At 58.8% G+C, this 25,745-nt stretch carries 27 protein-coding genes and 1 tRNA gene; 14 read left to right on the plus strand and 14 right to left on the minus strand.

All coding sequences use genetic code 11. The annotated features are described in order from the left end of the window. The first annotated feature begins 190 nt into the window (after positions 1-190). The 3 genes from wrbA to QA646_RS05805 all read left to right on the plus strand — a co-directional run bounded on the left by wrbA (position 191) and on the right by QA646_RS05805 (position 3,210). Positions 191-790, plus strand: coding sequence for an NAD(P)H:quinone oxidoreductase type IV (gene wrbA / locus QA646_RS05795; RefSeq protein ID WP_283058088.1), 600 nt, complete (start codon positions 191-193; stop codon positions 788-790). A gap of 216 nt (positions 791-1,006) precedes the next feature. Continuing rightward, on the plus strand, positions 1,007-2,272 hold the full coding sequence (locus QA646_RS05800) for a pilus assembly protein TadG-related protein (protein ID WP_283058089.1): 1,266 nt from the start codon (positions 1,007-1,009) through the stop codon (positions 2,270-2,272). 557 nt (positions 2,273-2,829) lie between these two features. After that, on the plus strand, positions 2,830-3,210 hold the full coding sequence (locus QA646_RS05805) for a TadE/TadG family type IV pilus assembly protein (protein ID WP_283058090.1): 381 nt from the start codon (positions 2,830-2,832) through the stop codon (positions 3,208-3,210). Positions 3,211-3,345: 135 nt separating this feature from the next. Here QA646_RS05805 and QA646_RS05810 read toward each other — a convergent pair. Then, positions 3,346-3,430: transfer RNA gene (locus QA646_RS05810), tRNA-Leu, on the minus strand. Positions 3,431-3,832: 402 nt separating this feature from the next. Between QA646_RS05810 and ilvA the strand changes: the two genes are divergently transcribed. The 3 genes from ilvA to plsY all read left to right on the plus strand — a co-directional run bounded on the left by ilvA (position 3,833) and on the right by plsY (position 6,352). Next, positions 3,833-5,083 carry a threonine ammonia-lyase gene (ilvA, locus tag QA646_RS05815; protein ID WP_283058979.1) on the plus strand — a complete coding sequence of 417 codons (1,251 nt, stop codon included), beginning with the start codon at positions 3,833-3,835 and terminating at the stop codon, positions 5,081-5,083. A gap of 37 nt (positions 5,084-5,120) precedes the next feature. Then, entirely contained in the window at positions 5,121-5,462 is a 342-nt protein-coding gene (locus QA646_RS05820; protein ID WP_283058091.1) for an HlyU family transcriptional regulator, read from the plus strand. Positions 5,463-5,665: 203 nt separating this feature from the next. Then, positions 5,666-6,352 (plus strand): glycerol-3-phosphate 1-O-acyltransferase PlsY, encoded by a 687-nt coding sequence (gene plsY, locus QA646_RS05825; RefSeq protein WP_283058092.1) that lies wholly within the window; start codon positions 5,666-5,668, stop codon positions 6,350-6,352. Between the two features lie 96 nt (positions 6,353-6,448). Here the strand turns inward: plsY and QA646_RS05830 are convergent, their stop codons facing one another. Continuing rightward, positions 6,449-7,228 carry an SDR family oxidoreductase gene (locus tag QA646_RS05830; protein ID WP_283058093.1) on the minus strand — a complete coding sequence of 260 codons (780 nt, stop codon included), beginning with the start codon at positions 7,226-7,228 and terminating at the stop codon, positions 6,449-6,451. A gap of 106 nt (positions 7,229-7,334) precedes the next feature. Here QA646_RS05830 and QA646_RS05835 point away from each other — a divergent pair, with 106 nt between their 5' ends. Then, positions 7,335-7,922, plus strand: a complete 588-nt coding sequence (locus tag QA646_RS05835; protein WP_283058094.1) for a TetR/AcrR family transcriptional regulator — start codon at positions 7,335-7,337, stop codon at positions 7,920-7,922. Positions 7,923-7,967: 45 nt separating this feature from the next. Here the strand turns inward: QA646_RS05835 and QA646_RS05840 are convergent, their stop codons facing one another. After that, on the minus strand, positions 7,968-8,582 hold the full coding sequence (locus tag QA646_RS05840) for an FMN-dependent NADH-azoreductase (protein WP_283058095.1): 615 nt from the start codon (positions 8,580-8,582) through the stop codon (positions 7,968-7,970). 137 nt (positions 8,583-8,719) lie between these two features. Between QA646_RS05840 and QA646_RS05845 the strand changes: the two genes are divergently transcribed. After that, the gene (locus QA646_RS05845) at positions 8,720-9,688 is read left to right on the plus strand and encodes a LysR family transcriptional regulator (protein ID WP_283058096.1); all 969 of its coding nucleotides are present in this window, start codon (positions 8,720-8,722) and stop codon (positions 9,686-9,688) included. Positions 9,689-9,746: 58 nt separating this feature from the next. Here the strand turns inward: QA646_RS05845 and QA646_RS05850 are convergent, their stop codons facing one another. Beyond that, positions 9,747-11,735: a bifunctional 2',3'-cyclic-nucleotide 2'-phosphodiesterase/3'-nucleotidase gene (locus tag QA646_RS05850; protein WP_283058097.1), complete on the minus strand. Its 1,989-nt coding sequence runs from the start codon at positions 11,733-11,735 to the stop codon at positions 9,747-9,749. Positions 11,736-11,872: 137 nt separating this feature from the next. After that, positions 11,873-12,232, minus strand: a complete 360-nt coding sequence (locus tag QA646_RS05855) for a PilZ domain-containing protein (protein ID WP_283058099.1) — start codon at positions 12,230-12,232, stop codon at positions 11,873-11,875. A 169-nt stretch (positions 12,233-12,401) separates the two neighbouring features. Between QA646_RS05855 and QA646_RS05860 the strand changes: the two genes are divergently transcribed. Further along, the gene (locus tag QA646_RS05860; protein WP_283058100.1) at positions 12,402-13,211 is read left to right on the plus strand and encodes an endonuclease/exonuclease/phosphatase family protein; all 810 of its coding nucleotides are present in this window, start codon (positions 12,402-12,404) and stop codon (positions 13,209-13,211) included. An 18-nt stretch (positions 13,212-13,229) separates the two neighbouring features. Here the strand turns inward: QA646_RS05860 and QA646_RS05865 are convergent, their stop codons facing one another. Then, complete coding sequence (locus QA646_RS05865; RefSeq protein WP_283058101.1) at positions 13,230-13,691, minus strand: Lrp/AsnC family transcriptional regulator; 462 nt, start codon at positions 13,689-13,691, stop codon at positions 13,230-13,232. Between the two features lie 152 nt (positions 13,692-13,843). On the opposite strand from QA646_RS05865, the gene ald reads away from it, so the two are divergent. Next, on the plus strand, positions 13,844-14,962 hold the full coding sequence (ald, locus tag QA646_RS05870) for an alanine dehydrogenase (RefSeq protein ID WP_283058102.1): 1,119 nt from the start codon (positions 13,844-13,846) through the stop codon (positions 14,960-14,962). Between the two features lie 64 nt (positions 14,963-15,026). Here ald and QA646_RS05875 read toward each other — a convergent pair whose 3' ends face one another. From QA646_RS05875 to QA646_RS05895, 5 genes are all read right to left on the minus strand, one after another. Further along, positions 15,027-15,500: a DUF1203 domain-containing protein gene (locus QA646_RS05875; protein ID WP_283058103.1), complete on the minus strand. Its 474-nt coding sequence runs from the start codon at positions 15,498-15,500 to the stop codon at positions 15,027-15,029. 72 nt (positions 15,501-15,572) lie between these two features. After that, complete coding sequence (locus tag QA646_RS05880) at positions 15,573-16,085, minus strand: GNAT family N-acetyltransferase (protein WP_283058980.1); 513 nt, start codon at positions 16,083-16,085, stop codon at positions 15,573-15,575. 59 nt (positions 16,086-16,144) lie between these two features. Continuing rightward, entirely contained in the window at positions 16,145-17,002 is an 858-nt protein-coding gene (gene sseA, locus QA646_RS05885) for a 3-mercaptopyruvate sulfurtransferase (RefSeq protein ID WP_283058104.1), read from the minus strand. A 44-nt stretch (positions 17,003-17,046) separates the two neighbouring features. Beyond that, complete coding sequence (locus QA646_RS05890; RefSeq protein WP_283058105.1) at positions 17,047-17,784, minus strand: alanyl-tRNA editing protein; 738 nt, start codon at positions 17,782-17,784, stop codon at positions 17,047-17,049. Between the two features lie 4 nt (positions 17,785-17,788). Next, positions 17,789-18,829, minus strand: a complete 1,041-nt coding sequence (locus QA646_RS05895; RefSeq protein WP_283058106.1) for a cysteine synthase A — start codon at positions 18,827-18,829, stop codon at positions 17,789-17,791. A 293-nt stretch (positions 18,830-19,122) separates the two neighbouring features. On the opposite strand from QA646_RS05895, the gene QA646_RS05900 reads away from it, so the two are divergent. Continuing rightward, positions 19,123-19,953, plus strand: a complete 831-nt coding sequence (locus QA646_RS05900; RefSeq protein ID WP_283058107.1) for an SDR family NAD(P)-dependent oxidoreductase — start codon at positions 19,123-19,125, stop codon at positions 19,951-19,953. A gap of 133 nt (positions 19,954-20,086) precedes the next feature. Continuing rightward, a complete protein-coding gene (locus tag QA646_RS05905; RefSeq protein WP_283058108.1) occupies positions 20,087-21,199 on the plus strand; it encodes a sn-glycerol-3-phosphate import ATP-binding protein UgpC in 1,113 nt (370 codons plus the stop codon). Between the two features lie 187 nt (positions 21,200-21,386). On the opposite strand, the gene QA646_RS05910 is transcribed toward QA646_RS05905, so the two are convergent. The 3 genes from QA646_RS05910 to QA646_RS05920 all read right to left on the minus strand — a co-directional run bounded on the left by QA646_RS05910 (position 21,387) and on the right by QA646_RS05920 (position 24,723). Next, positions 21,387-22,301 (minus strand): ABC transporter permease subunit, encoded by a 915-nt coding sequence (locus QA646_RS05910; RefSeq protein WP_283058109.1) that lies wholly within the window; start codon positions 22,299-22,301, stop codon positions 21,387-21,389. Positions 22,302-22,308: 7 nt separating this feature from the next. Further along, entirely contained in the window at positions 22,309-23,193 is an 885-nt protein-coding gene (locus QA646_RS05915; RefSeq protein ID WP_283058111.1) for an ABC transporter permease subunit, read from the minus strand. A gap of 177 nt (positions 23,194-23,370) precedes the next feature. Continuing rightward, positions 23,371-24,723, minus strand: a complete 1,353-nt coding sequence (locus QA646_RS05920) for an extracellular solute-binding protein (RefSeq protein ID WP_283058112.1) — start codon at positions 24,721-24,723, stop codon at positions 23,371-23,373. 239 nt (positions 24,724-24,962) lie between these two features. On the opposite strand from QA646_RS05920, the gene QA646_RS05925 reads away from it, so the two are divergent. Then, positions 24,963-25,088, plus strand: coding sequence for a hypothetical protein (locus tag QA646_RS05925; protein WP_283058113.1), 126 nt, complete (start codon positions 24,963-24,965; stop codon positions 25,086-25,088). Between the two features lie 96 nt (positions 25,089-25,184). Continuing rightward, a complete protein-coding gene (locus tag QA646_RS05930; protein WP_283058114.1) occupies positions 25,185-25,742 on the plus strand; it encodes a sugar O-acetyltransferase in 558 nt (185 codons plus the stop codon). The last annotated feature ends 3 nt before the right edge of the window (positions 25,743-25,745 follow it).

The following is a 25,745-nucleotide window of genomic DNA, read 5'->3' on the forward strand; positions in this document are numbered from 1 at the left end:
AGGTAGCGCCGTTTGCGGCGAATGCAAACTGACGTTTTCGTTTGCTTGGCGGCAGTCGAAAAAGCAACCGCAGGTGAATTTTCGTCCTTATCGGGTGAACAGTGCGTTCCAGTTGCAGGGGCTGCGCCTTCGTTTGCCTGCTGGTACAAATCGGCTCGAAAATTAACGCATCCAACAACAGGAGACGTTCATGGCTAAGGTTCTGGTTCTCTATTATTCCTCCTACGGTCATATCGAGAAGATGGCCTATGCGGTCGCGGAAGGCGCAAAGTCCGCTGGCGCCGAGGTGACCGTCAAGCGCGTACCGGAGCTGGTGCCGGAAGAAGTGGCCAAGGCTTCCCACTTCAAGCTTGATCAGGAAGCCCCGATCGCAAAGCCCGATGAACTGGTCGAATACGACGCCATCATCGTCGGCTCGGGCACCCGCTTCGGCACGGTTACGTCGCAGATGCGCAATTTCTGGGACCAGACCGGCGGCCTGTGGTTTAGCGGCAAGCTCGTCGGCAAGGTCGGCTCGGTGTTCACCTCTTCGGCGACCCAGCACGGCGGCCAGGAATCGACCATCCTCGGCTTCATCCCAACCTTCCTGCACCAGGGCATGGTTGTCGTCGGCCTTCCCTATGCTTTCCAGGGCCAGATGGGCACGGAAGAAGTCAAGGGCGGCTCTCCTTACGGCGCGTCCACGATCACCAACGGCGACGGCTCGCGCCAGCCTTCGGAAATCGAACTGGAAGCTGCAAAATACCAGGGCGCCCACGTCGCCAAGATTGCGGCCAAGCTTTTCGCTTAGTTCGACTTGATACATCGACCAAAGGCGGTCGAACGGGCCGCCTTATTTCTTATGGGGCTTCGGTTTGAGGCGCGGGCTCCGCGGCTGTTCAAAAACCGTTGTGCGGTCCATCTTTACCGCATTTTCTGTTCAATTCGAATTACTTAAAAAAGAGAAAAATAAAGAATTGAGCTGCACAGTCCTCCTTCGGATTTTCCGTATAATTTGGGGGGGACAATGCTTCGACTTGCCTCGCGCTACCGAAAGACGATCGTCGACTTCATTCACGATTCGTCCGGCGCTTACTTGATCGTCTTCGCTTTGTCGCTCCCGGTTCTGATCGGCTTGATAGGGCTTGGAACGGATTATGGTCTGTGGACCTACAAGCAACAGAAGATGCAGTCGGCTACCGACGCCGCCGCTGTAAGCGGCGCGGCCGCCTATACGACCAGCGGCGACGGACTGGTAGAATCCCAGGTCGAAGCGATAACGGCAAGCTATGGGCTTGTTAATGGCCAGAATAACGTGGTGATATCGATCCACCGCCCTCCGACGCAGGGATCTTACGCTGGGAATGGATCGGCGATCGAAGTCGTCGCACAACAACCAATGGACCTGCTGTTCTCAGCGCTTTGGCAGCAGGCTTTCGTCGTTACGACGCGATCCGTGGCCATGGCGAACGCGGCCAACGCCTGCGTGCTGGCGCTTGATCAGACGGCAAGTGCAGCCGCGTCGGCGCAGGGTTCAACCTCGGTGACGTTGAACAACTGCAGCCTGGTCTCGAATTCGACAAGCCCCACATCGGTCAGTGTCGGCGGTTCCGCGCTGATCCAAGCGCTGTCGGTTGGGGCTGTCGGTGGCATCAGCGGTATTAGCAATATTAAGGCGAGCGAGGGAACGGCGACCGGACTTTGGCCTATCACGGACCCCTATGCCGACGTTCAGATGCCGACCTACTCGGGCTGCACGACCAACGCCAAGGAAAATATCAAGGGGAAGACGACACTCGATCCGGGTGTCTATTGCGGCGACATTACCGTCAACGCAGGCGCAGTCCTAACCCTGAATCCCGGGATCTATATCCTCGATCGCGCGAACCTGAAGGTCAATGGCGGCGCGACTTTGATTGGCCACGGTGTCACGATCATCTTCACCTCCAGCACGGGAAACAATTACGGCACAGCGTCGATCAACGGTGGGGCGATCCTTGATCTCACACCACCGCTTACTGGAAACACGGCCGGCATTGTCATTTTCGGCGACCGGAATATGCCGGTGGGTACGGCCTTCAGCTTTAATGGCGGGGCGAGCCAGAATTTGGCGGGATCGATCTATCTGCCAAAGGCCGCCGTCAGCTATTCAGGGGGGAACACCGCGACAAATGCCTGCATCAAGATCATCGCGGATACGATCACCTTCACCGGCAGTTCCAACCTGTCCATTGATTGCAGTGCTTATCCGACCCGCGCCATCGGCGGCGCTGCGGGCAAATTGGTCGAGTGATGCGTCATGGCCGCAAGAACAACAATACCAACTGAAATATCGCTCTCCGGCATGCCCGTTGCCGAACGGCGGCCGGGCTCACGCCACCGGCCAATACCGGCGCGGGCTTGGAGAAGGCTCTGTCGGGACCTGCTCAACGAACGACACGGCACCGCAGCTATCGACTTGGCGCTCATACTGCCGGTCTTGATTGTAATGACATTCGGCCTTGTCGATTATTCGTCCGCGCTGCTTCAGCAAACGCAGGTGGAGAATGCAGCGCAAAGAGGGCTGCAGTACGCTTTGGCTCGGGGCTTCGATAGTGCCGCCATGTCGAATGTCATCACAAGAAGTACCGGCTCGGCCGTCATCTCGGCGACGCCTTCCCCGTCGAAATTTTGCGGTTGCCCCAGCGGCCAAGGCATCGTCAGCGTAGCGTGCTCCGATGTCTGCTCGGACGGATCGCGAGCGGGCACCTATGTGTCCGCCTCGGCCGCCGCGACCTACGTGCCGTATGTAACGCTTCCCTTCATCCCCGCATCCTTTGCGCTGCAGTCAACGGCAACAGCGAGATTTCAATGATTCGTCGTTTCGCGGGGAATGCCAAGGGAACGAGCGCAGTCGAGTTTGCCCTGACTGCCCCCCTCTTCATCATTCTTGCATTTGCTATAGGCCAATTCGGACTTTTTCTGTGGACCCAATTGGGATTGCAACATGCCGTCGATCTCAGCGCCCGGTGCGCAAGCCTGATGCAAACCACTTGTGCGGATACAGGTTCAATCCAGGCATATGCCGTGAGCCAGGCCTACGGCCTTAATATCGATTCCAGTGTGTTTTCCGTGAGTAAAGATGCGTGCGGACAGAATGTTACGGCAGCCTACACCTACACGATCGCAATTCCTTTTTTGCCATCGATGCCGGTGAACATCGCCGCGACGTCCTGCTTCCCGACCTATTGAACCGGACCTGTCATCAATCCTGTCGCCACCAGCGGAATGCCGGTGCTCGACTCTACGCGCCCAGTCAATCGCTTTTTGGCTTAACGCCAGTCGCGCACAGGTATTTTTAAGCAGTTTATATCAATATTTTTAGTATGGTGCGGACGACGGGGGTCGAACCCGTATACCCGAAGGTGAGGGATTTTAAGTCCCTTGCGTCTACCAGTTTCGCCACGTCCGCGTTTCGCGATTTCAATATCTTGCAAGGTCTGATTTGGGAAGCGTTCGGAACGCAGATTTTTGCATTGCGTCCGCCAGCCGAGATGACGTTATGATGATCTCTGCTCTTTGAATACCCTGACAAGGATGTCGGCATTATCGGTAACAAGCGAAGCCCGCCGGCACCGAATGAACCGGATTGGAGCGGGCCTCTAACCATCATCATGATGGCTGTCTCCATTGGAAACAGGCGCGACGGCGCTGTCAATTCGCAGAATTTGGGGATGCGGCCATCAGGTACGAGATCCCGCGATTGCTGGAATATCGTTCCGGCAGGTCCGAAACCGCGCTAAACAGGCTTTCTCAAGTCATCTTTCCTGTGTCATAGCGAAGGCAGATGATTGAACAAGAACGGACCAAGACCGTGGACAAGCAGGATGTTCTCGATGCCACCGAGGCCATGCGTGGCCTTTTTCCCGCAACGCCGCTGCAATTGAACGAGCATCTTTCCGCTCGCTATGGTGCCGACATCTGGCTGAAGCGCGAGGATCTGACGCCGGTGCGCTCCTACAAGATTCGCGGCGCCTTCAATTTCTTCCGCAAGGTGATCGCCGCTGGCGGCACCGGCAAGACATTCGTCTGCGCTTCGGCCGGCAATCATGCGCAGGGCTTTGCTTTCGTCTGCCGCCATTTCGGGGTGCCGGGCGTGGTCTATATGCCGGTAACGACGCCGCAGCAGAAGATCGACAAGACCCGCATGTTCGGCGGTGAGTTCATCACCATCAAGCTGTTCGGCGATTTCTTCGACCAGTGCTACCAGGCGGCACGCGAACATGTGCAGCATATCGACGGCGTCATGGTGCCGCCCTTCGATCATGCCGATATCATTGAGGGGCAGGCGACGGTCGCGGCGGAAATCGCCGAGCAATTGCCGGAGCGTGTCGTGCCCGACCGCATCGTTCTGCCGGTCGGCGGCGGTGGATTGGCGGCTGGCATCACCGGTTATTTTGCCGACTGCCTCGCCAAGGAAGCATTCCTCTTTGCCGAACCGGCAGGAGCGCCCAGTCTCAGGCGCAGCATGGAGGCGGGGCAGGTGGTGACACTGGCGAAGGTGGACAATTTCGTCGACGGCGCAGCGGTCGGCCGCATCGGTGACCTGAATTTCGCCGCCCTGAAAGATTTCGCGGCGGAGCAGGTCATGCTGATCGCGGAAAATGCCATCTGCGTGACGATCACCGATATGCTGAATGTCGAAGGCGTCGTGCTCGAACCCGCCGGCGCGCTGGCGATCACCGCGCTCGAGGGGATGGATCGTGAGAGCATTCGCGGCAAGACGATCGTCGCCGTCGTCTCCGGCGGCAATTTCGATTTCGAGCGCCTGCCGGACGTCAAGGAACGTGCCATGCGCTATGCCGGGCTGAAGAAATACTTCATCCTGCGGCTGGCTCAGCGTCCCGGCGCACTGCGCGATTTCCTCAACTTGCTGGGTCCGGAGGACGATATCGCCCGCTTCGAATATCTGAAGAAGAGTGCCCGCAATTTCGGCTCCATCCTGATCGGCATCGAGACGAAAAATCCCGACAACTTCAAGCAACTGGTCGAGAATTTCGAGCGCGCCGGCATGGGCTATGAGGACATCACAGAGAACGACATTCTGGCCAGCCTGATCATTTAACTTTGCCACCCCACGCCCTTCATGCTAAAGGCGATTCATGGCTTCGATCTTGTCAAATATTCTCTCGATCTTCACCGGCGGCGGCGCATCGGCGACGAGCGCCGAAAAGACCGGCGGCTCCTCCGTCACCGCCGAGCCGCAAGAGTACAACGGCTGCACGATCTATGCGACGCCGCAACGCGAAGGCAATCAGTTCCGCCTGATGGGCCGGATAGAGAAGGAAGTGAACGGCGAGGTGCTGGTGCGCAATTTCATCCGCGCCGATGTTTTCACCTCATCAGACGACGCGCTTGAATCGACCTTCCGCAAGGCACAGCAGATCATCGATCAGAATGGTCCGTCATTGTTTGGAGATGGCGAAAAGGTGCGCCAGGTCTGAGCCGGGCCAGCCCTGACCGAAATGTGGAATCAGGCAATATCTCTTTGTCGCGTATTCTGCAGCCCCCCGTTTTGGTGACGTCTGAGTCGCAAACTTTCGCGCAATCGGGAGTTTTGCAACGTGTCATTTCCCTGCTCGACCCATAGGGTCAAAGACGTAGACGACCAAATGATTGTCTGAAATTAGACCATTGAGGTGAACGCGTGATTTTCACGATAGCGAGTGTGGTTGGATTGGCGGTCGCCTATCTCTTCGGTTCTACACCTACTGGCTATCTGGCGGGGAAACTGCTCAAGGGCATTGATATCCGAGAGCATGGCTCCAGATCCACCGGGGCAACGAACGTATTGCGAACCCTCGGCAAATGGCCTGCGTTGGTGGTGTTCCTGGTAGATGTCCTGAAAGGTGCGGCGGCAATCCTCTTTGCCCGCTGGTTTTATCTTTGGTTCTTTACATTGTCGTTCGTCACACCACCGGCAGCACTCGATCGGCAGAGCTGGGAGCCTTGGGGCGTTTTCCTAGCCGGACTTGCCGTATTGCTGGGGCATAGTCGGTCGATTTGGTTGAATTTAACAGGCGGCAAATCCGTCGCCACTGGGCTGGGCGTTTTGTTGGCAATGTCCTGGCCCGTGGGTTTTGGTGCTGTGACGGTCTTTGGCGCTGCATTGGCTATTTTTCGGATTGTTTCCCTGAGTTCGATACTCGCCGCATTGACTGCGATCGGCCTAGTCTTAGGCTTTGAGCAACCGTTACCCTACCGGTTGCTGGTTATCGCAGGTGGCGTTTACGTGATTGTGCGCCATCGCGCGAACATTCAGCGGCTACTGGCCGGGATCGAGCCGCGTCTGGGGCAAAGTGGCCCTGGATCGAAAACAAGATCGCAAGTTTAGTATGCACCCCGGAACTATCGAGATCGCCAACATCGGACGTTCACGATCTCAACACTGCTTTCCCAGGTCTTAAAGCAACACCCGCACCGATAGCAGCTATGCGGCTCGGAAAAGCTTGGTGCCCGACGGAGCACTGGTGGCGCCGCCGTCAACGGTGATTTCGATGGCCGTGACGTTCCGCGAATCATCCGATGCAAAGTAGAGGGCGGCTCTGGCGATCTCTTCGGCTTCGCTCATGCGGCCAAGCGGACTCAGGCTGCCGAAGCGCGCTTCCAGCGCATCCTTGGCCTCTTCCGTCATCGCCCGCGTGTTCCAGATCGGCGTCTTGGTAGCGCCGGGTGTAACCTGGTTGACGCGGATGCCGCGTGGAGCGAGTTCGGATGCCAGATTGCGGGTCATGGCGCGGACGGCGCCCTTGGTGCCGGCATAAGCGGAGTAGCCCGGAATGCCGAGAACGGCATGCACGGAGCCGTTCAGGATCACCGATGCACCGTCATTCAGATGCGGCAATGCAGCCTGCACCGTGAAGAAGACGGCGGTGAAGTTGGTGCGTACCACCGTCTCGAACTGCTCCAGCGTGGTCTTTCCAACGGCGGTTTCGCCGGCAATCCCGGCATTGGCGAAGACGATGTCGAAATTGCCAAGCTTTTCGGCGGCTTCGGCGAAAGCTTTCTCAGTGGCTGCAACGTCGGTGACGTCGACCTGCAGTGCCAAGACATCGCCGCCAAGCTCCTCAACGGCGGCGGCGGCAAGGGTCTTCGGATTGCGGCCGGTGATGGCGACCTTGGCGCCTTCGGCGAGGAAGAGGCGGGCAGTGGCGAGGCCAATGCCGCTGTTACCGCCGGTGATGATGGCAACCTTGTTTTCGAGACGCATGTTCGTAGCTCCTATTGGCATTGACGGTGATCTGGATTATGATCGTTCGCTATAAGGATTATGATTATAATCCAGCTTCGTCAAGACGGATTCAGGAGATTTTTCGATGGGCCATTCTCAACTGGAGAAGCAGAAGACGCATGAGCGGATTGTGACGCTTGCCGCCAAACGCCTGCGGGAGGTGGGGCTCGAGGGTATCGGCGTTGCCGATTTGATGAAGGAAGCGGGCCTGACCGTCGGCGGTTTCTATAAGCATTTCGCCTCCCGCGACGAACTGGTGGCCGAAGCCGTTCAGGTGGCCGTGGAATCATGGCGGCGGCAATTGGAAGAGAAGGGGATCGATCCGGCGGATATTTCCCTGGAGAATTATGCCGACGATTATCTCAGCACTCGCCATCGCGACCAACGCGGCGACGGCTGTGCCTATGCTGCGCTGACGGCTGATATCGCCCGCAGCGGCGATGCCGTTCGCGCGATCGCGACGGAAGGAATACGGAGAAACATCGCGTCGATGACCGCGCGCATGCCGCAACCGGATACAGCGGATGCGCGGCGCAACGCCATCATCGCCTCGTGCCTGATGACCGGCGCCCTCGGCCTTGCTCGCGTTGCAAACGACGAAGAATTTTCCCGGGAAATTCTGGAGGCGGCAAAAAGCTTCGCGAAGGAACTGGCAACAGACGACGGGAAATAAGAAAGCGGCCGGTGGGGACCGGCCGCTCGCAAAGAACTGGGAAGCTTAGGCGGCCAGTGCCAGCTCGGTTGCGCGAGCCTGGGCAGCGCCGATAGCCTTTTCAGCGGCTTCTGGACCGAAGGCAAGACCTTCGACATAGACGGTTTCGACATCGGTGATGCCGATGAAGCCGAGAACCGACTTCAGGTAGGGAACGGCGTGGTTGAGCGGAGCGGCCGGGCCTTCCGAATAGACGCCGCCGGAAGCGAGCACGATATAGGCCTTCTTGCCGGTCGCGAGACCCTTCGGGCCGGTTTCCGTGTAGGTGAAGGTGCGGCCGGCGCGAGCGATGTTGTCGATCCAGGTCTTCAGCGAGGAATAGATGTTGAAGTTGATGAGGCCGGTGCCGATGACCAGCGTGTCGGCTGCGAGCAGCTCGTCGACGAGCGTGTCGGAAACCTTGACCAGTTCCTGCTGCTCGGGCGTGCGGGCGTCGGCCGGCGTGCGGATGGCGGCAGTGAAGGGTTCGTCGATATGCGGCAGGGCATCAGCGGCGAGGTCGCGATGGACGATCGTCTTGCCCGGGTTCTGGGCCTTGATCTTGTCGGCAAGCTCGCTGGCGATCTTGGTGGAGAGCGAGTCGGAGCGCGGGCTGGACGTCAGAAGCAGAATGGAGGACATGATGTATTCCTTTTCAAAGGGTTGCGAGAGCCAGCAGGGAGACTGGCTACCGTTCGAAAAGAGAAATAAGTCTGCAGTGCCATCGAAAAAACTGTGATAATATGGATTGGAATTATCGATAGAATGGATGGCCTCAAATGCTTCCCAATCCGACCCTGGACCAGTTGCAGGTCTTTTTGACCGTTGCCGAATCCGGCAGCTTTTCCGCAGCATCGCGCACGCTCAATCGTGCGCAATCAGTCATCAGCTACACGATCGCCAATCTCGAGGCCCAGCTTGAGGTGCCGCTGTTCGAGCGTTCCGGCTCCCGTCAGCCGACGCTTACGGATGCGGGCAGGGCCATGCTGGAGGATGCGCGCCGTATTCTCTCCGATCTCGGCGTGATGCGTGCTCGCGTCAAAGGTTTGAAGGCGGGCCTTGAAGCGGAAGTAGCCGTGGCCATCAGCGTTATGGTGCCGACGAATGCCACAGTGGATGTCTTGAGGGAGTTTCGCGACCGCTTCCCGCTCGTCTCGCTACGGCTCGACACCGGCGAACTCGGCACGATGATGGAACTCGTCGCCAGCGGCAAGTCGACGATCGGCATTGGCGGTGCGGTGCCGAATCAGGATGATTCGCTGATCATCGAGCGCATCGGTCACTCCTTCATGCTTCCGGTAGCTTCGCCCAATCATCCGCTCGCTCAGATCGGGCGTCCGCTGACGCTTGCCGATGTGCGAGACGAGGTGCAGTTGGTCGTGACCGATGCTTCAGGTCTCACCAATGGCAAAGATTTCAACGTCCTGTCGTACAAGATCTGGCATGTCAGCGATATCGCGACCAAGCATCAATTGATGCGTGGCGGCCTCGGCTGGGGCGGGCTGCCGGCGTCGCTCATCATGGAAGACCTGCAGAAGGGACGGTTGGTGCGTCTGCCCCTCGATGCCTACGACCAGAGTGAATATCCGATCTATGCCGTCCACAAGCTTGCCAATCCACCCGGTCCTGCCGCCGCTTGGATGATCGAAGCCTTCAGCGAACGCCTTTCGCGGTGCCCGAACAAAGCGGATTTCAAGGCCGCGGTAGACATGTTTCATCCGGACGACAAGCAATTGGCGGCGGAGTGAAAAACCTCTCTCCGCTCCTGAGCTTGCCGAAGGGGCGGAGAGAGGGGAACGACCGGGACTAAAGAACCAGCCGGAAATTATGGAAGCCGTCGGTACCTTCGCCGGCCTCCTCGATCTTCACGCTCTTCACCTGGGCGAGGAAATCCTTGGCCTTGGGTGAGCTTTGGAACAGGACCGTCGTGCCCGGCAGCGGCTTGAAGGTCCAGTTGCCATCGGCGGTCGGATTGATCGTGCCCTGATCGTGGACATAGCGGACGATAACGTCGCGGTTGGTATCCGGAGCCTGGTAGACGACCTTATCCGAAGCGATTTCCGGGAAGTTGCCGCCGCCGCCGGCGCGGTAGTTGTTGCTGACGACCACGAACTTCTGTGCCGGATCGATCGGCTTGCCGTCGAACTGCAGATTCTGGATGCGATTGGCATCGGCATTCAGAACCTTGCCGTCATCGCCGAAGCGGCGCGGCTGCGAGAGGTCGATTTGATAGGTGACGCCGTCGATAACGTCGAAGTTATAGGATGGGAAGCTGTTGTTGATCAGATCCGCATCCTTGGCGCCCGGCTGAACCTGATTGAACATAGCGGCCGACATTTCCAGCCAGTTTTTCACTTGCGCGCCATTGATGACGACCGCCTGCACAGTGTTCGGATAGAGGTAGAGGTCGGCGACATTCTTGATGGCGATATTGCCGGCAGGAACGTCGGTATAATAATCCGCGCCGTTGCGGCCGCCGCACTTGAAGGGTGCTGCAGCCGAAAGCACCGGCAGGTCCTTATACTGAGTCTCCTTCAGCATATTCTTGATGTACCAGAGCTGTGCCTGGCTGACGATCTGCACAGACGGATCGTCGGCCACCAGCGCGAAGTAGGAATAGAGCGGCGCTGAGGTCTTGCCGACGGGCGTGCGGACATAGGTCAGCGTCGCCTCATGCTCGGCCTTTGCGGCTTCCACGACTTCCTTCTTGTCGGCAACGTCGGCGATGACCTTCTTCTTATCGTCGCGATGGTAGATCGGCCGAGCCTCGGAGGTGAAGTCGACGATCTTCCAGCTCTTGCCGTCCTTTTCCAAGAGCAGGTCGATGAGGCCGAGATGCGAGCCCCAGAAGCCGGCCATGACGGCAGGTTTGCCGTGCAGCGTGCCCTTGACCGGATCGGCGTCCTTGATGCCGTCCCAGGTCTTCGGACCAGGGAAGACGAGGTGCTGGTGACCGGTAAAGACCGCGTCGATGCCGGGAACGGCAGCGACATAAAGCGAGGCGTTTTCCATCTTCTCGGATGGGCCGCTGCCGTCGATGCCGGAATGGGAAAGCGCAATCACGATATCGGCGCCTTCTTCCTTCATGACGGGTACCCAGGCCTTGGCAGCCTCGACGATATCGCGCGTCTGTGCCTTGCCTTCGAGGTTCTTGATGTCCCAGAGCATGATCTGCGGCGGCACGAAGCCGATGAAGCCGATCTTGATCGTATTCTCATTGCCGGCGCCGTCCTTGATCTTCTTTTCGAGGATCAGATAGGGCTTGAAGAACAGGTCGTCCTTCTTCGGATCGGAAGCGAGCTGGCCCTTGGTCAGGTTGGCGCAGACGAAGGGGAAGTTCGCTCCGCCCAGCACCTTGAACATGAAGTCGAGGCCATAGTTGAACTCGTGGTTTCCGAGCGTGCCGACTTCATAGCCGAGCGTATTCATTGCCTTGATGACCGGATGGACGTCGCCGTCTTTCATGCCGTGCTGATAGGCCATGTAGTCGCCCATCGGATTGCCCTGCAGCACGTCGCCGTTGTCGATCAGCAGTGAGTTGGTGGCCTCGGCGCGGATATTGTCGATGATCGTTGCCGTGCGCGACAAGCCCATCGTGTCGTTCGGCTTGTCGGCGTAATAGTCGTAAGGGAAGACGTTGACGTGGATGTCTGTCGTTTCCATGAGGCGCAGATGTGCCTGATTGCTGGCCGCGCGGGCCGCGAAAGGATGCAGCACGATGAGCGCAGCCGTAGCGCTAAGGCCCTGCAGCAAAGAACGGCGCGACATGCTGGGCAATTCCAGAATGGAAGACATGAAACACTCCTTCAACAATGAATCCCTCAACCCTCGATCAACTCGAAGGGTGAGGGAGATTAAGACGATTTTTGAAGGTGTGCACCACTATTATGACAGGCTTATTGTGGTCCCGGCGCCAAGGAGCGAAGAAGCCGTCAACGTTTGAGAACCGGCTGTATGTCTTTGTGGAAAAAGCGGAAATAGGAGGCAACCTGAGCCGCCGCATTGGAGGAGGGATCGAACTCGATGCCGATCCGGCCGCTATGGGTCCAGCGCACGATGCCGTCCAAAATGCCGATATCGTCGCATTCGACGCGGACCTTGCTGCCGGCGGCGGCATGGATCGGTGATTGCAGGTCGAGCGCAATGCCAGCGGTGGAAATATCGACAACGCGGCCGGTAACCGCTTTGGCGAAATACCGAACCCGGCCCATCAGACGGGCACGCTTGCGCGGCGAACGCCTCGTTTTTATTTTCAGATTGCCCTGGGTGAGCGGTTTTGAAATCGGCTGCATGGACTGACCTCGATGCGTGTGTCTGACGACACCGGATAGCAGGCAGGCGTTGAAAGGTGCTTAGAACGGTCGCTAAAATTGACGTGATCCGTTCCGAATCGGGACCGATTGCCTTCTAAAGTTTCGACTACCGGCTTGGCTGTTCGGGCGGGAGTTGTGGCAAGAGGAAATGACGTTGCGCATCGTTTCGTTGAATGTTTGGGGCGGCCTGCTGTATGAGCCGCTGATGCGATATCTCGTCGGGATCGATGCGGATGTCTTGTGCTTGCAGGAAGTCGGGCGCACCCCAGACACGCCATCCGAATGGCTGGTTTACCGCGATCATGATGTCGAGCTTCCGCAGCGGGCCAATCTCTTCGATGAGATCAGCGCAGCTCTTCCGGCATATGATGCCTTTTTCTGCCCGACGGCGCGGGGCGATCTCTTGGATGGCGACCGGCTGATCGCGTCCGAGTTCGGTCTGGCAACTTTTGTGCGCAAATCCTATCCGGTCATCGGCCAGGCCTCCGGTTTCGTGCATGGGGAATTTTCAGCCGACGGTTGGGGTCCGCATCCGCGATCGCGCAATGCCCATTGCATTCGCATCTTCGATTACCAAGGTGGTTTCCCCATCACCATCGCGCAGATGCATGGTCTGCGCGATCTTGAAGGCAAGGGCGACACGCCGGCGCGTTGCCATCAGGCAGAGGCGTTGGTGGAACTCATCCGGCGCGTTCACCAAGGCGATCAGAGGCTCGTCGTCTGCGGCGATTTCAATGTCCTGCCGGGGAGCGTAACCTTCGATGCTCTGAGCGCATTGGGGCTTTCCGACCTCGTCACCTCGCGCGGTCACCGCGACACGCGGACCTCCTATTACCGTAAGGAGCCGCGTTTCGCTGACTATATGCTGGTGACATCGGCGGTGGAGGTCATTGCATTCGACGCCGTCGCCGAGCCGGAAGTCTCCGATCATCGCGCCTTGCTGCTGGATCTGCGATAGCTGGGCCTCCCGCGCGGCTCAGAGCCCGACATTCGGCCGGTCGATAATCTCGCGCAGCGCGAAGCTGGAATTGATCTTCACCACATGCGGCAAGGCGGAGAGCCAGTCGCGGTGGATGCGCTCGTAATCTTCGAGATCGCGAGCAGCGACACGCAAGATATAATCGTATTCGCCGGACATGAGATAGCAGACCAGCACATTCGGGCAGCGCTTCACTGCCGTTTCGAATTCCGACAGCGTCTTGGCAAACTGGCCGGAGAGCGAGATGTGCACGATGGCAATCATCTTGTAATCCAGCGCCTTGTGCGACAGCCGGGCATGATAGCCGCCAATGACGCCGTTCTTCTCCAGAATGTCGAGCCGGCGCGAGCAGGCCGAGGGCGACAGGCCGACCTTTTCGGCCAGCTCGGCATTGGTGATCCTGGCGTTCTGTTGCAGCACGTGCAAAATCGAACGATCGATTGTGTCTATGTCAGGCATTCGAAGATCCTTCGAAAAATTTTGATTTAACGCAATAATTCACGAAAAATGCCGCTTCAGCAAATTGTCTTTGCAAGGACATTTCAGAGTGAAGGTGGTCTCATTCAGAACGGAACAGTTGCAAACCAAAAAAGCATTGAGGGAGAAGCAAAATGCGCGTTGGTTGTCCGAAAGAGATCAAGAATCATGAATATCGCGTCGGCCTGACGCCTGCATCCGTTCGCGAATATGTTGCCCATGGTCATGAGGTCTGGGTTGAGACCAAAGCGGGCGCAGGCATTGGTGCCGACGATCACGCCTATATCGCCGCCGGCGCCAAGATCGCCGCCACCGCCAAGGACATTTTCGCAAAGTGCGACATGATCGTGAAGGTGAAGGAGCCGCAGCCTTCCGAATGGGCGCAACTGCGCGATGGCCAGCTTCTCTACACCTATCTGCATCTCGCGCCCGATCCGGAGCAGACCAAGGGCCTGATCGCTTCCGGCGTCACCGCTATTGCCTACGAAACCGTCACCGACGAGCGCGGCGGCCTGCCGCTGCTCGCGCCAATGTCGGAAGTTGCGGGCCGTCTATCGATCCAGGCGGGCGCCACCGCGCTGCAGAAGGCCAATGGCGGCCTCGGTATCCTGCTTGGGGGTGTGCCCGGTGTGTTGCCGGCCAAAGTCGCCATCATCGGCGGCGGTGTCGTCGGCCTTCATGCCGCCAAGATGGCGGCGGGGCTCGGCGCCGATGTCAGCATTCTCGACCGTTCACTGCCGCGCCTGCGCCAGTTGGACGACATCTTCAATGGTCGTGTCCATACACGCTATTCCAGCATTCAGGCCCTGGAGGAAGAGGTCTTCGCCGCCGATCTCGTCATCGGCGCCGTATTGATCCCCGGCGCAGCAGCGCCGAAGCTCGTGACGCGCGAAATGCTATCCGGCATGAAGAAGGGTGCCGTCATCGTCGACGTCGCCATCGATCAGGGCGGCTGCTTCGAAACCTCTCATGCTACGACCCATTCCGAACCGACCTATGAGGTCGAAGGCATTGTGCATTATTGCGTCGCCAACATGCCGGGTGCGGTTCCGGTCACCTCGGCGCATGCGCTGAACAATGCCACCATCTATCACGGCCTCGCCCTTGCAGACCGCGGCCTGCGAGCTATTGCCGAGGACAAGCACCTGCGTAACGGCCTCAATATCCACAAGGGCCGCGTCACTAACAGGCCGGTCGCCGAAGCGCTCGGCTACGAAGCCTTCGCTCCGGAAAGCGTCTTGAACGTAGCGTAAGTCCCATCGCGCTGCGTTGAACGGAAGCGTCGACATCTTGCATGCCGGCGCTTCTTTCTGTTGACTACATCAGGTCGATCCGGCACTGATAGCAGTTGTTGCGTGCCGAGCGGACATGCACATAGGCGATGCCTTCGCGGCCCAGAAGTTCAGCAGCATAGGCTTTGATATCACCGGTCGGTGTCACGGCGCCGGTGCCGTAGACGATGCGATTGTTCTCGCTATAGCCCCGCACGATGAAATCCGGGCTGGTGGTCAGCACAGGCGGCAGAACTTCCTCGGCTTCATACCGCCGGCAAGGCATTTTGTGCAGGAAAACCGGCCCGGTCTCGGCATAGGGCTGCAATTCCGGAAACGGCCGATAGGCGAAGACGAAAAGCTCTTCGCCCGCATCGATATTCCGCAGGCAATGGCGGCAGGGATGGCCTGGGCCGTCTGAGATCGTTGTCTCCGGTTGGTGACCATAGGCATCCGCGCCGCCATTCCAGAGGTTTTCGGCATCCGAGGTGGGCATGGCGACAAAAGCGATGGCGGGCATGACAAATCTCCTTCTTTGCGATTTGTCCTGTGATGCGCCGCGATAGCGCGAGAAGCCACCCGATTCCTGCGGCTAGCCTTTCTTCGCCAAGTCCAGCAATTCCTTGTCGCTCAGCGGCCTGACGATGCCTTCGCCGGTCGAGACGGGGGAGAAACCGAACATCTGGTAGAGCTGAAGCGCCCGCGGATGGTCGAGATTGTTGGTGGTGGTGGTGATGCGTTGCGGGCTCAACGTCCACATGGCGTAGAGCGCCTGCAACAGGAACCATTTGCCGATGCCGAGGCCGAGAGCGTGCTCGATCAGGCCGAAATGGCTGAGCTCGATCGTCTCCTCATCCTCGCGGAAATATTCGAAGAAGCCGGCCGGTGCGCCGTTGACGTAGAGCACGCTGATGTCGTTGCGCTGATCGTGCAGAACCGCTGTCAGCTCCTCGTCGGGCATGCGGAGCCGGTCGACCCAATGCCAGCGGGCGCCGACCTGGCGGTAGAGATAGCGATAAAAGGGCAGGGGAATGCCGGGCGAGCGCATGATTGCCGTCTGGATGTTGACGGGCACGGGCAAGCTTGCCTTGGGCGGCGCGGTCATTTCCAGCCGGGTGATATGGACTTTGAGCGACGATGGGGTTTTCACGGGGACGGCGCCGCTCAGTCTTTGCCGGTGACGATGCGCGTATCGGGCCGGCTGCCCCATTCCGACCAGGAGCCGTCATAGAGCCGGTTGGCGCCATGGCCGAGCGATTCCAGCGCCAGCGTGATGATGGCGGCGGTGATTCCCGAGCCGCAGGTGGTCACGACAGGTTTTTCAAGATCGATACCGGCCTTCTCGATCGTTTCGCGCAGCTCCGGCAGTGACTTGAACTTGCCGTTCACCGCGAAGCTGCCGGACGGCAGGCTTTTTGCGCCCGGCATATGGCCGGAGCGCATGCCTTCGCGCGGTTCTGGCTCGGTGGCGGCGAAGCGGCCGGCGCTGCGGGCATCGGCGATCTGCAGCGAGCCCTTATCGACGATCCCGAGCATCTCATCGAAGGGGACAACGCGAGCCGCGTTGAAATTCGGCTTGAAGGTGACAGGTGCATATGCGGGCAGGGTAGTTTCCAGCGGTCGCCCTTCGGCCTTCCAGCCATCCAGGCCGCCGTCGAGTACGAAGACATTCGCAGCGCCCATGACCACATGAAACAGCCACCAGACCCGCGGCGATGCGAAGACGCCGGGACCATCATAGACCACAATGCGATCGCTCTCGCTGATGCCGAGCTTGCCGACCTCGGCTGCGAAGAATTCCGGCAAAGGCACCATATGCGGCAGGTCGGTGGAATGATCGGCGATCTTGTCCTGATCGAAGCGGATGGCGCCCGGAATATGGCCGCTGGCATATTCGGCATCGGCATCGCGCTTCTGCGCCGGCAGGTAGAAGGATGCATCGAGGATACGCAAATCCTTGGCGCCCAATTCGCTCTGTAGCCAATCGGCGGATACGACGAAACGGCTTTTCTCCGCTGTCATGATGGTCTCTCCCTGATTTTATCGGGCCTTATTCTAACCGCGGTTTAAGCGTCGTCGTTGGGCGTGCCGAAACGGATGCGGAAGCGGCGGTTCTCCTTGCCCTTCTTCTCGATCTTGGCGATGTAGATTGCCCCGACTTCCTGCGTCTCCGAGACATGTGTGCCGCCGCAAGGCTGGCTGTCAACGGCTGAGTTCTCGCCAATGCAGACAAGGCTGACGCGGCCGAGTCCGATTGGCGGGCGTACATTCTTCGACTTGACGATGTCCGGATTGGCTGCAAGCTCCTCATCCGTGATCCACTGGACGAAAACAGGGTGGTTCTCGTTGACGAGCGCCATCATCTTCGCCGTCACCTCGTCCTTGTCGATGGTCTCGCTCATGTCGAAATCGACGCGGCTTTCATCCTCGCCGACGGCCGCACCTGTGATCGGATATTGGCATACGACCGAGAGCAGGTGGCAGGCTGTGTGCATACGCATCAGCCGGTAGCGTCGCGGCCAGTCGACATGCAGCACCAACTTCTCGCCAACGGCAGGCGGCGCTTCGCCTTCCTGCGGCACATGGATGATGATGTCCTTCGTCGCCCCATGCCTGGTCTGGCCGAGCACGATTTTCGAACCGTCGGCGCGCTCGAAAAACCCGGTATCCCCCGGCTGTCCGCCGGAGGTCGCGTAGAAGCAGGTTTGATCGAGCTCGATGCCCCCATCCTCGTGAATTGCGGTTACGACAGCTTCGGCGGTCGAGAGATAGAAATCGTCACGATAAAGGGCATTCACAGACATAAGATCACGCCAGGTTTTCGTAAGGAATAGGAATATTGGAAGTCGTCGTCAGATATGCCGGCAGCGGCAGACCCTTCGACCTCAGGAAATCCGGATTGAAAAGCTTGGACTGGTAGCGATTGCCATAGTCGCAGAGGACGGTCACGATCGTATGGCCGGGGCCGAGATCCTGGGCCAGGCGCACCGCGCCGGCAATGTTGATGGCCGTCGAGCCGCCGAGGCAGAGACCTTCGTGTTCGACCAGATCGAAGACATAGGGCAGGGCTTCGGCATCGGTGATCTGATAGGCGAAATCGGGCGTAAAACCTTCCAGGTTCGCCGTGATGCGACCCTGGCCGATGCCTTCGGTGATCGAAGAGCCGGAGGATTTCAGCTCGCCATTCTTGTAGAATTCATAAAGTGCCGCCCCTTCAGGATCGGCGATGCCGATCTTGATGTCCTTGTTGAAGCCACGCAGCCCCATGGCGACACCCGCCAACGTACCGCCGGAACCGACCGAGCAGATGAAGCCGTCGATCTTGCCGTTGGTGTCGGCCCAGATTTCCTTGGCGGTCGTTTCGATATGCGCCTGGCGATTGGCGACATTGTCAAACTGGTTCGCCCAGATTGCACCGTTCGGTTCGGTCTTCGCCAACTCCGCGGCAAGCCGGCCGGAAACCTTCACATAGTTGTTGGGGTTTCTGTATGGAACGGCCGGCACTTCCACCAGCTCGGCGCCGAGCAGCCTCAGCGCATCCTTCTTCTCCTGGCTCTGCGTTTCCGGAATGACGATGACGGTGCGGTAGCCGAGCGCCTTGGCGACCACGGTCAGGCCGATGCCGGTATTGCCTGCAGTCCCCTCGACGATGACGCCGCCGGGCTTCAGCAGGCCCTTTCTTTCGGCATCGCGGATGATGTAGAGCGCGGCGCGATCCTTGACCGACTGGCCGGGGTTCAGAAACTCCGCCTTGCCGAGAATGGTCGAGCCCGTCGCCTCGGAGGCACCCTTGAGTTTGATCAGTGGCGTGTTGCCGATCGCTTCTAGGACGGAGGGATGGACGGTCATGGAATCTCTGCCTTCTGTTCAGGACTACTGTAAGAACGGTCTTTTCCCTTCACAAGGCGGAAGAGGCAAGAAATTCTGTTCCTCGCTCTTGTTTCAAGCCGCAAAATTCAACTTGGACCATGAAACCCATCCACAAAGCGCCGCGACGGCCCGTTCTTCCGCTTCGTCCATAAGGATTCGACCACGGCTGCCTTATGTTGGCCGAAAGAGGCCACAATGATGCGCTAGTTCTAAAATGCTGAGGAGATCGCCCGAAGGCTGCGTTGGGCGGGTCGCCGGCCAAGGAGAAAAACATGCGTCCATTCATTGCCCGTCCTGAACATGGAGCGATCTGGATCACAGGCGCCAGCTCAGGGATCGGCCGGGCGCTGGCATTGAAACTCGCGGGCGAGGGGTACAAGGTCGCCGTTACCGCCCGCCGTCACGACAAACTGCTGGAGCTGCAGGCGGAAGCGCACGAGCTGTCCGGCAGTATCATCGTGCTCGATGGCGACGTCACCAATGCCGAGGATATGGAGCACACCGTCGCAGCGATCGAATATCAACACGGTGGGCTGGCTCTGGTGATCCTCAATGCCGGCATCTACCTGCCGGCACGCGCTGAGGACTTGAACCATGATGTTTTCGATCGCAGCTTCGCCGTCAATCTCCACGGCGTCGTCAATTGTCTGGTGCCGGCTGTGCGCCATATGAGGGCGAGGGGATACGGGCAGATCGCCATCGTCTCCTCCGCGGCTGGCTATGGCGGGGTACCTGCGGGCGCAGCCTATGGCGCGACCAAGGCCGCTCTGATCAACATGGCCGAAAGCCTGAATTTCGAGCTCGACCGCATGGGCATTCATATCCAGCTCGTCACACCCGGCTTCGTCGATACGGCGCTGACCGGGAAAAACAAGTTTTCCATGCCGGGGCTGATATCGGCCGAAGATGCGGCAAAGGCGATCGCCGCCGGCCTGAAATCGCCCGGCTTCGAAATCACCTTCCCAAAGAGCTTCACCTATCGGGCAAAACTGGTGAACTTTCTGCCTTACAGCCTTTATTTCCGCGTTATCCGGCGTATCATCGATGGCCGTCGCCCGTCGCGGGCCGCCGGTCATCATCCCAATCCGCATCCGGCGGAATAACGCGAAGCGCTCCACTTGCCGAAAAGCTTGTGCGCTGCACAATTCGCCGGGCCTTGTCACGGTTTTGTAATGCAAGTTCGCTAGCAGTCCAGCGAATTGACGGGCCCAGAATTGACAGGCGGGAAAGCGCAAGATGGCAGAGATCCGGATCGAGCAAGTTCGCAAGGCCTATGGACGCAATCAGGTCGTGCATGGCGTCGATCTGACCTTCCGCTCCGGAGAATTCGTCGTCATTCTCGGTCCTTCCGGTTGTGGCAAGTCGACCCTGATGCGCATGATCGCCGGCCTCGAGGATATTACTTCGGGTGAAATCATTATCGACGGCAAGGTCGTCAATCAGCTCGAGCCGCGCGAGCGCGGCTGCGCCATGGTCTTCCAGAATTACGCGCTCTATCCGCACATGGATGTCGCCGCCAACATGGGCTACGCGCTCAAGGTGGCGGGTGTGCCACGCGCCGAACGTGACCGCCGCATCAAGGAAACGGCCCGCATTGTCGGCCTGGAGGATTTCCTCACCCGCAAGCCCTCCGAGCTTTCAGGCGGCCAGCGCCAGCGCGTCGCCATGGGCCGCGCCATCATCCGTGAACCGAAAGTCTTCCTCTTCGACGAACCGCTCTCCAATCTGGACGCCAAGCTGCGCGTCCAGATGCGTGTCGAAATCCGCCGCCTGCACAAGCGCCTGTCGGCCACGTCGGTTTTCGTCACGCATGATCAGGTCGAGGCTATGACGCTCGCTGACAAGCTGGTGGTCATGTACAAGGGCAATGTCGAGCAGGTCGGCACGCCGCTCGAAGTCTACAATGCGCCGCGCACCCGTTTTGTCGGTTCCTTCATCGGTTCGCCGGCCATGAATTTCCTCGAAGGTTCCTTCTCGGCGAATGGCGAGCAATTCATTTTTGATGGCCTGCCGATAGCCATCGACGCCAACATTGGCAAGCGTCACGCCGGTCTGCCGGTTACGCTCGGCATCCGTCCGGAACATGCGCGTCTCGTGCCGGCCAGCACGCCGGGCGCCGTTCCCGCCACCGTGGATTTCGTCGAAGAACTCGGTGCAGGCCGAGTCATCCATTGCGATATCAACGGCTCCAGCTTCGCCGTTGCCGTTGCCGACCATACTACGGGACAAACGGGTGACGCCGTCGGCCTGGAGATTGCCCAGCAGCATACGCACCTCTTCGCTCAGGACACCGGCCTGCGGCTCGACAGCATTGCCTCGGTCACGCCTCTCAAGGTTGCCGCAAACTAATTTTCAGACATCAATTTTCAGCAAGAGCGCCCGGAAATCCCCACCGATTTCCGGGCTTTTTGCTGGTCAGAGCATCCCGCTTTCAGATTAATCACCCAGCGAATAATAACTCTGGACTCAAAAACCAGAGCGCCGTGCTTCAAATGAAAGCACGAGGCTCTTTGGGATAGGGGCCAGCCCTATCCGATCACTTTTCGGTGGCGATGAGGCCGCGAACGAACCAGCGTTGCATCAGCACGACGACGAGGAGCGGCGGGATCATGACGATCAGCGTGCCTGCCATGGCAATATGCCACTCGGGAAGGCCGCCCACGTTCGGGATGAGCTGCTTGAGTTCTGTCACCGCGGTCGCATGCGACGGATCGGTGGTGATGAGCAGCGGCCAGAGATACTGGTTCCAGGCCCAGAGGAACATGATGGTGCCGAGCGCGGCCATATTGGTGCGCGACAGCGGCAGCAGGATGTCGAAGAAGAAGCGCAGCGATCCGGCGCCGTCCATGCGTGCGGCTTCGGTCAGCTCGTCCGGTATCGTCAGGAAGAATTGACGATAGAGGAAGGTACCGGTCGCCGTGGCGACCAGCGGCAGGATCAGGCCGAGAGAGGAGTTGAGCAGCCCCATATTCAGCGAGACCTGAATGCCTGTAACTTTCTCTATGAGCCAGGTAAGGCCGGTGGCGTCGAGAAGCCCCTGATAGGGCGACAGGACGTTCGCTATGACCGCATAGGTCGGCACGATACGCACTTCGAGCGGCAGCATCAGTGTTATGAAGACCAGCCAGAAGATGAAATGGCGGCCGGGATAACGGAAATAGACGAGCGAAAAGGCGGTAAGCGCCGAAATGATCACCTTTCCCGCCGCCACGCCGCCTGCGAAGATCAGGCTATTCAGCAGTTTAGGCCCGAGATCCGCCGTGGTCCACGCCGTCTTGAGATTGACCCAGAAATCGGTGCCGGGGATCAGCGACATCGGCACTTGATTGACCTCGGCCAGATTATGGGATGCGGCGATAGCCACGATGGCTATCGGTCCCACTGCCATTACGAAGCCGATGAACAGGATCAGATGGGTGAAGAAATTGAGGATGGGTGTACGCTCGACCATGTCAGCCTCAACGGTAATGCACGCGCCGCTCGATGAAGCGGAACTGGAAGATGGTGAGTACGATGATCAGCAGCATCAGAATGATACTTTGTGCCGCCGCGCCGGAAAAATCGAGGCCTTTGAAGCCGTCGGAATAGATCTTGTAGACCATGAGATTCGTTGAGTTGTGCGGGCCGCCTGCGGTCATGATGTCGACGATGCCGAAGGAATCCTGGAAGCTCTCGGTGATGTTGATCACCAGCAGGAAGAAGATCGTCGGGGTGATCAGCGGGAACTGAATGTCCCAGAAGCGCCGGATCACGCCCGAGCCGTCCATCGCCGCTGCTTCGATCAATGAGCGCGGAATGGCCTGGAAGGCGGCAAGGAAGAAAATGAAGCTGTAGCCGATATATTTCCATGAGAAGGCGGCAATGATGGTGGCCATGGCATCGGCACCGTTGAGGCCCGGGTCCCATAGGCCTGGCCAATAGTGGTTGACGATGGACATGAAACCGGCTTCCGGTGCCAGGATAAAACGGAAGGCCATTGCCGAAGCGGGCGCAGCAATACCGTAAGGCCAGATGAGCACGACGCTGTAGAACTTCGAACCTCTGAGCTGCCGGTCCGTCAGGGCCGCAAGCACCAGAGCGACACCCATGGAAAGGCTGGTGCTGATCGCCGCGAAGATGATGCTGATCGTCACCGAATTCCAGTAATCGGGATTAGCGAGAATCGATTTGAAGTTATCGAGGCCAACCCAGATATTACCGCCGCCCCAGGGTTGCTGCAGCGTCAGCGACCAGAAGATCGCCTGACCAGCCGGCCAATAGAAGAAGGTGAAGATGAGGAGGAGTTGCGGCACTGCGAACAGGATGCCGACGCTCCACTTGCTGAAAGTCGTACGCTTTTCCATTGCTTCTTCCGGCTTGGACCTTGAGCGCCGTGCGGTCATCTGAACGCGCAAAGGACACTCTACCGTTTGAATCGGGAACACCTCTTCCGTTTCAGGTCATTCCAACTGAAAGCGGATACTCCAGTAGCGAACGTCCGCCGGGATTTCCCGACGGACGTCTATTCCTGCGCTAACTGCTTACGGCAGTTGCTTGCCCTTGTAGGTGGCTTCGAAGCGCTCGAGAACAGCATTGCCGTTCTTGACGAGGTTGTCGATACCTTCCTGGACGCTGACCTTGTTGGCGAAGATGGCCTGCATCTGATTGCCGAATTCAGCGCGGATCTGCGTGAAGTTGCCGAGACGGACGCCGCGGGTGATTGGAGTCGGCTCGGAAGCGGTCAGGCTGGCGATCGCGACTTCGCGGCCCTTATACGGAGCCTTGTCGTAGAAGCCGGAGGACTTCATGAAATCGAAGCCGGACTTCGTGACCGGAATGTAGCCGGTGTTGGTCGACCAGAAGAGAGCGGTCTTCGGATCGTGGATGAAGTTCAGGAACGCTGCTGCGCCCTTGTATTCGTCAGCCGACTTGCCGGAGAGAACCCAGAGCGATGCACCGCCGACGAGCGAATTCTTGCGCTCGGTACCGGCGTAGACCGGAAGTTCGGCAACATCCCAGTTCATGCCGGCCTTCTGCGTCTTGCCGACCGTGCCGTGGTCGCCGACCGAGGTCATGATCATCTGGCAATCGCCCGATGCAAAGGCCTGAACCATATCCTGGCCGAGATCCTTCGACTTGATCTTGATGAGACCGGCGTCGTACCAGCTCTTGAGGTCGGTGACGTATTTGACGAACTTGGTCTTGTTGACGGTCAGGCGGGCGTCGAGACCGTCATAGCCGTTGTTCTGGGTAGCAACTGGCTCGTTGTGGATGGCCGAGAACTGTTCCATCAACTGCCAGCTTTCGTTGGCGGAGATGTTGATGGCCATCGGGCAATCATAACCAGCGCCCTTCAGCGCCTTCATGTCGTCGGCAGCTTCTTCCCAGGTCTTCGGAGCGGCGGTCTTGCCGATCTTGGCGAAGGCGTCCTTGTTCCAATAGAGCAGGGCGGTCGAGGAGTTGAACGGGAAGGAGAGCAGTTCGCCCTTCGAGGTGGCGTAGTAGCGGGCGATGCCCGGGAAATAGTCGTTCCAGTCGATCTTGTAGCCGTTTTCCGACATCAGCTTGCCGACGGGATAATAGGCGCCGGAAAGCATCATGGTCGCCGTGCCGACGTCGTAAACCTGCACGATCGCCGGCTGCTTGCCGGCGCGGAAGGCGGCAATGGTGTTCTGCAGAGCGGCGTCGTAGTTGCCCTGGCTGGTGCAGACGACTTGATAGTCGGTCTGAGAATTGTTGAAGTTCGTGCACATCGTCTGAACGACACGCTCCAGATCGCCCGAGAGGCCGAACCAGAAATCGAACTTGATCGGAGCCGCAGCAGCCGGCAGGGCCAGCGCTAAGCTCACGACGCCGGCGGCAGCCGCCGAAATGCAGTTATAAAATTTGGACATATCCCTATTTCCTTTTGAAAGCTCGGAACCGGTGGCCTTGCGCAAGTTCACGGCAGCGGCGTTATAGACAAGCTGTGTGACAGTTTGTTGTGGGCGGAAACCTCTCGTCCGCAGCCAGTTTTGCGCCTTTGCGAGCGCTTTTAAAGAGCCATCGCGGAATAATTCGGTAGGAGGGGCAGACGGCGCCGCAAGTATAGAATAAGGTGCATCTAATATTTCGATACCGAGAGGAGCCGTGCATGGATCGTCGATCCCCGCGCCTCATCAGGATGGAACGATATATGATGAGGGAGCTGCTGCTGATCGTGGCAGCGCTCACCTTGATGGCGCTCGGCCCTTTGGCACTGCTGATCGCTGGATATTGAGGAGTGCAAACCGAGCCGCGAGCTCTCCTTGTCGCCCGCCCGTATCGTGTGCATGATTACCCCCGATTGTGACGAAAGCGTCGGGAGAGCGGATCAATGGGCCAAAGCGAGCGAGAGAAGATGGCAGCGGGAGAATGGTATTGCTGCATCGATCCGGAACTTGATGCCCTGCGTGCACTTGCCCGGGAGGCCGTGCACCAGCACAACACCATGTCGCCCGGCCAGCGCGGTGACATCGGCCCGGCACTGTCGGCGCTTTTTGCCGGTGTGGCCGAGGGCGTGTTCATCGAAGCGCCGTTTCATTGCACCTATGGCATGAACATTTCGCTCGGCTCGCACGTCTATTTCAATGCCGGCTGCACCATTCTCGATACCGCCCCGGTGCGCATCGGTGAAGGCAGCATGCTGGGGCCTGGCGTTCATATATATTGTGCCGAGCATCATAAGGATCTGACGCAGCGGCGCGCGGGGCTGGAAATCGCTTGGCCGGTCGAGATCGGCAGGGATGTCTGGATCGGTGGCGGCGCCATCATCCTTGGCGGCGTGACCATCGGCGATGGAGCGATCGTCGGAGCGGGCGCGGTCGTTACCAAGGATGTTGCGGCGGGCGCGACCGTAATCGGCAATCCCGCGCGGGCTCTGGTCGCCAGATAAGCG

This window comes from Rhizobium sp. CB3090, assembly GCF_029714285.1.
Lineage (GTDB): Bacteria > Pseudomonadota > Alphaproteobacteria > Rhizobiales > Rhizobiaceae > Rhizobium.

Excerpts from the sequence above, each read along its gene's own strand:
- QA646_RS05860 (WP_283058100.1), top strand. The coding sequence starts at position 12,402 with ATGACGTTGCGCATCGTTTCGTTGAATGTTTGGGGCGGCCTGCTGTAT.
- QA646_RS05865 (WP_283058101.1), bottom strand. The coding sequence starts at position 13,691 with ATGCCTGACATAGACACAATCGATCGTTCGATTTTGCACGTGCTGCAA.
- QA646_RS05850 (WP_283058097.1), bottom strand. The coding sequence starts at position 11,735 with ATGTCTTCCATTCTGGAATTGCCCAGCATGTCGCGCCGTTCTTTGCTG.
- ald (WP_283058102.1), top strand. The coding sequence starts at position 13,844 with ATGCGCGTTGGTTGTCCGAAAGAGATCAAGAATCATGAATATCGCGTC.
- QA646_RS05910 (WP_283058109.1), bottom strand. The coding sequence starts at position 22,301 with ATGGTCGAGCGTACACCCATCCTCAATTTCTTCACCCATCTGATCCTG.
- QA646_RS05905 (WP_283058108.1), top strand. The coding sequence starts at position 20,087 with ATGGCAGAGATCCGGATCGAGCAAGTTCGCAAGGCCTATGGACGCAAT.
- QA646_RS05805 (WP_283058090.1), top strand. The coding sequence starts at position 2,830 with ATGATTCGTCGTTTCGCGGGGAATGCCAAGGGAACGAGCGCAGTCGAG.
- QA646_RS05855 (WP_283058099.1), bottom strand. The coding sequence starts at position 12,232 with ATGCAGCCGATTTCAAAACCGCTCACCCAGGGCAATCTGAAAATAAAA.
- QA646_RS05900 (WP_283058107.1), top strand. The coding sequence starts at position 19,123 with ATGCGTCCATTCATTGCCCGTCCTGAACATGGAGCGATCTGGATCACA.
- QA646_RS05830 (WP_283058093.1), bottom strand. The coding sequence starts at position 7,228 with ATGCGTCTCGAAAACAAGGTTGCCATCATCACCGGCGGTAACAGCGGC.
- QA646_RS05800 (WP_283058089.1), top strand. The coding sequence starts at position 1,007 with ATGCTTCGACTTGCCTCGCGCTACCGAAAGACGATCGTCGACTTCATT.
- QA646_RS05840 (WP_283058095.1), bottom strand. The coding sequence starts at position 8,582 with ATGTCCTCCATTCTGCTTCTGACGTCCAGCCCGCGCTCCGACTCGCTC.
- QA646_RS05920 (WP_283058112.1), bottom strand. The coding sequence starts at position 24,723 with ATGTCCAAATTTTATAACTGCATTTCGGCGGCTGCCGCCGGCGTCGTG.
- QA646_RS05930 (WP_283058114.1), top strand. The coding sequence starts at position 25,185 with ATGGGCCAAAGCGAGCGAGAGAAGATGGCAGCGGGAGAATGGTATTGC.
- QA646_RS05890 (WP_283058105.1), bottom strand. The coding sequence starts at position 17,784 with ATGTCTGTGAATGCCCTTTATCGTGACGATTTCTATCTCTCGACCGCC.
- wrbA (WP_283058088.1), top strand. The coding sequence starts at position 191 with ATGGCTAAGGTTCTGGTTCTCTATTATTCCTCCTACGGTCATATCGAG.
- sseA (WP_283058104.1), bottom strand. The coding sequence starts at position 17,002 with ATGACAGCGGAGAAAAGCCGTTTCGTCGTATCCGCCGATTGGCTACAG.
- QA646_RS05835 (WP_283058094.1), top strand. The coding sequence starts at position 7,335 with ATGGGCCATTCTCAACTGGAGAAGCAGAAGACGCATGAGCGGATTGTG.
- QA646_RS05845 (WP_283058096.1), top strand. The coding sequence starts at position 8,720 with ATGCTTCCCAATCCGACCCTGGACCAGTTGCAGGTCTTTTTGACCGTT.
- QA646_RS05915 (WP_283058111.1), bottom strand. The coding sequence starts at position 23,193 with ATGGAAAAGCGTACGACTTTCAGCAAGTGGAGCGTCGGCATCCTGTTC.
- QA646_RS05925 (WP_283058113.1), top strand. The coding sequence starts at position 24,963 with ATGGATCGTCGATCCCCGCGCCTCATCAGGATGGAACGATATATGATG.
- QA646_RS05875 (WP_283058103.1), bottom strand. The coding sequence starts at position 15,500 with ATGCCCGCCATCGCTTTTGTCGCCATGCCCACCTCGGATGCCGAAAAC.
- QA646_RS05880 (WP_283058980.1), bottom strand. The coding sequence starts at position 16,085 with ATGACCGCGCCGCCCAAGGCAAGCTTGCCCGTGCCCGTCAACATCCAG.
- QA646_RS05820 (WP_283058091.1), top strand. The coding sequence starts at position 5,121 with ATGGCTTCGATCTTGTCAAATATTCTCTCGATCTTCACCGGCGGCGGC.
- QA646_RS05895 (WP_283058106.1), bottom strand. The coding sequence starts at position 18,829 with ATGACCGTCCATCCCTCCGTCCTAGAAGCGATCGGCAACACGCCACTG.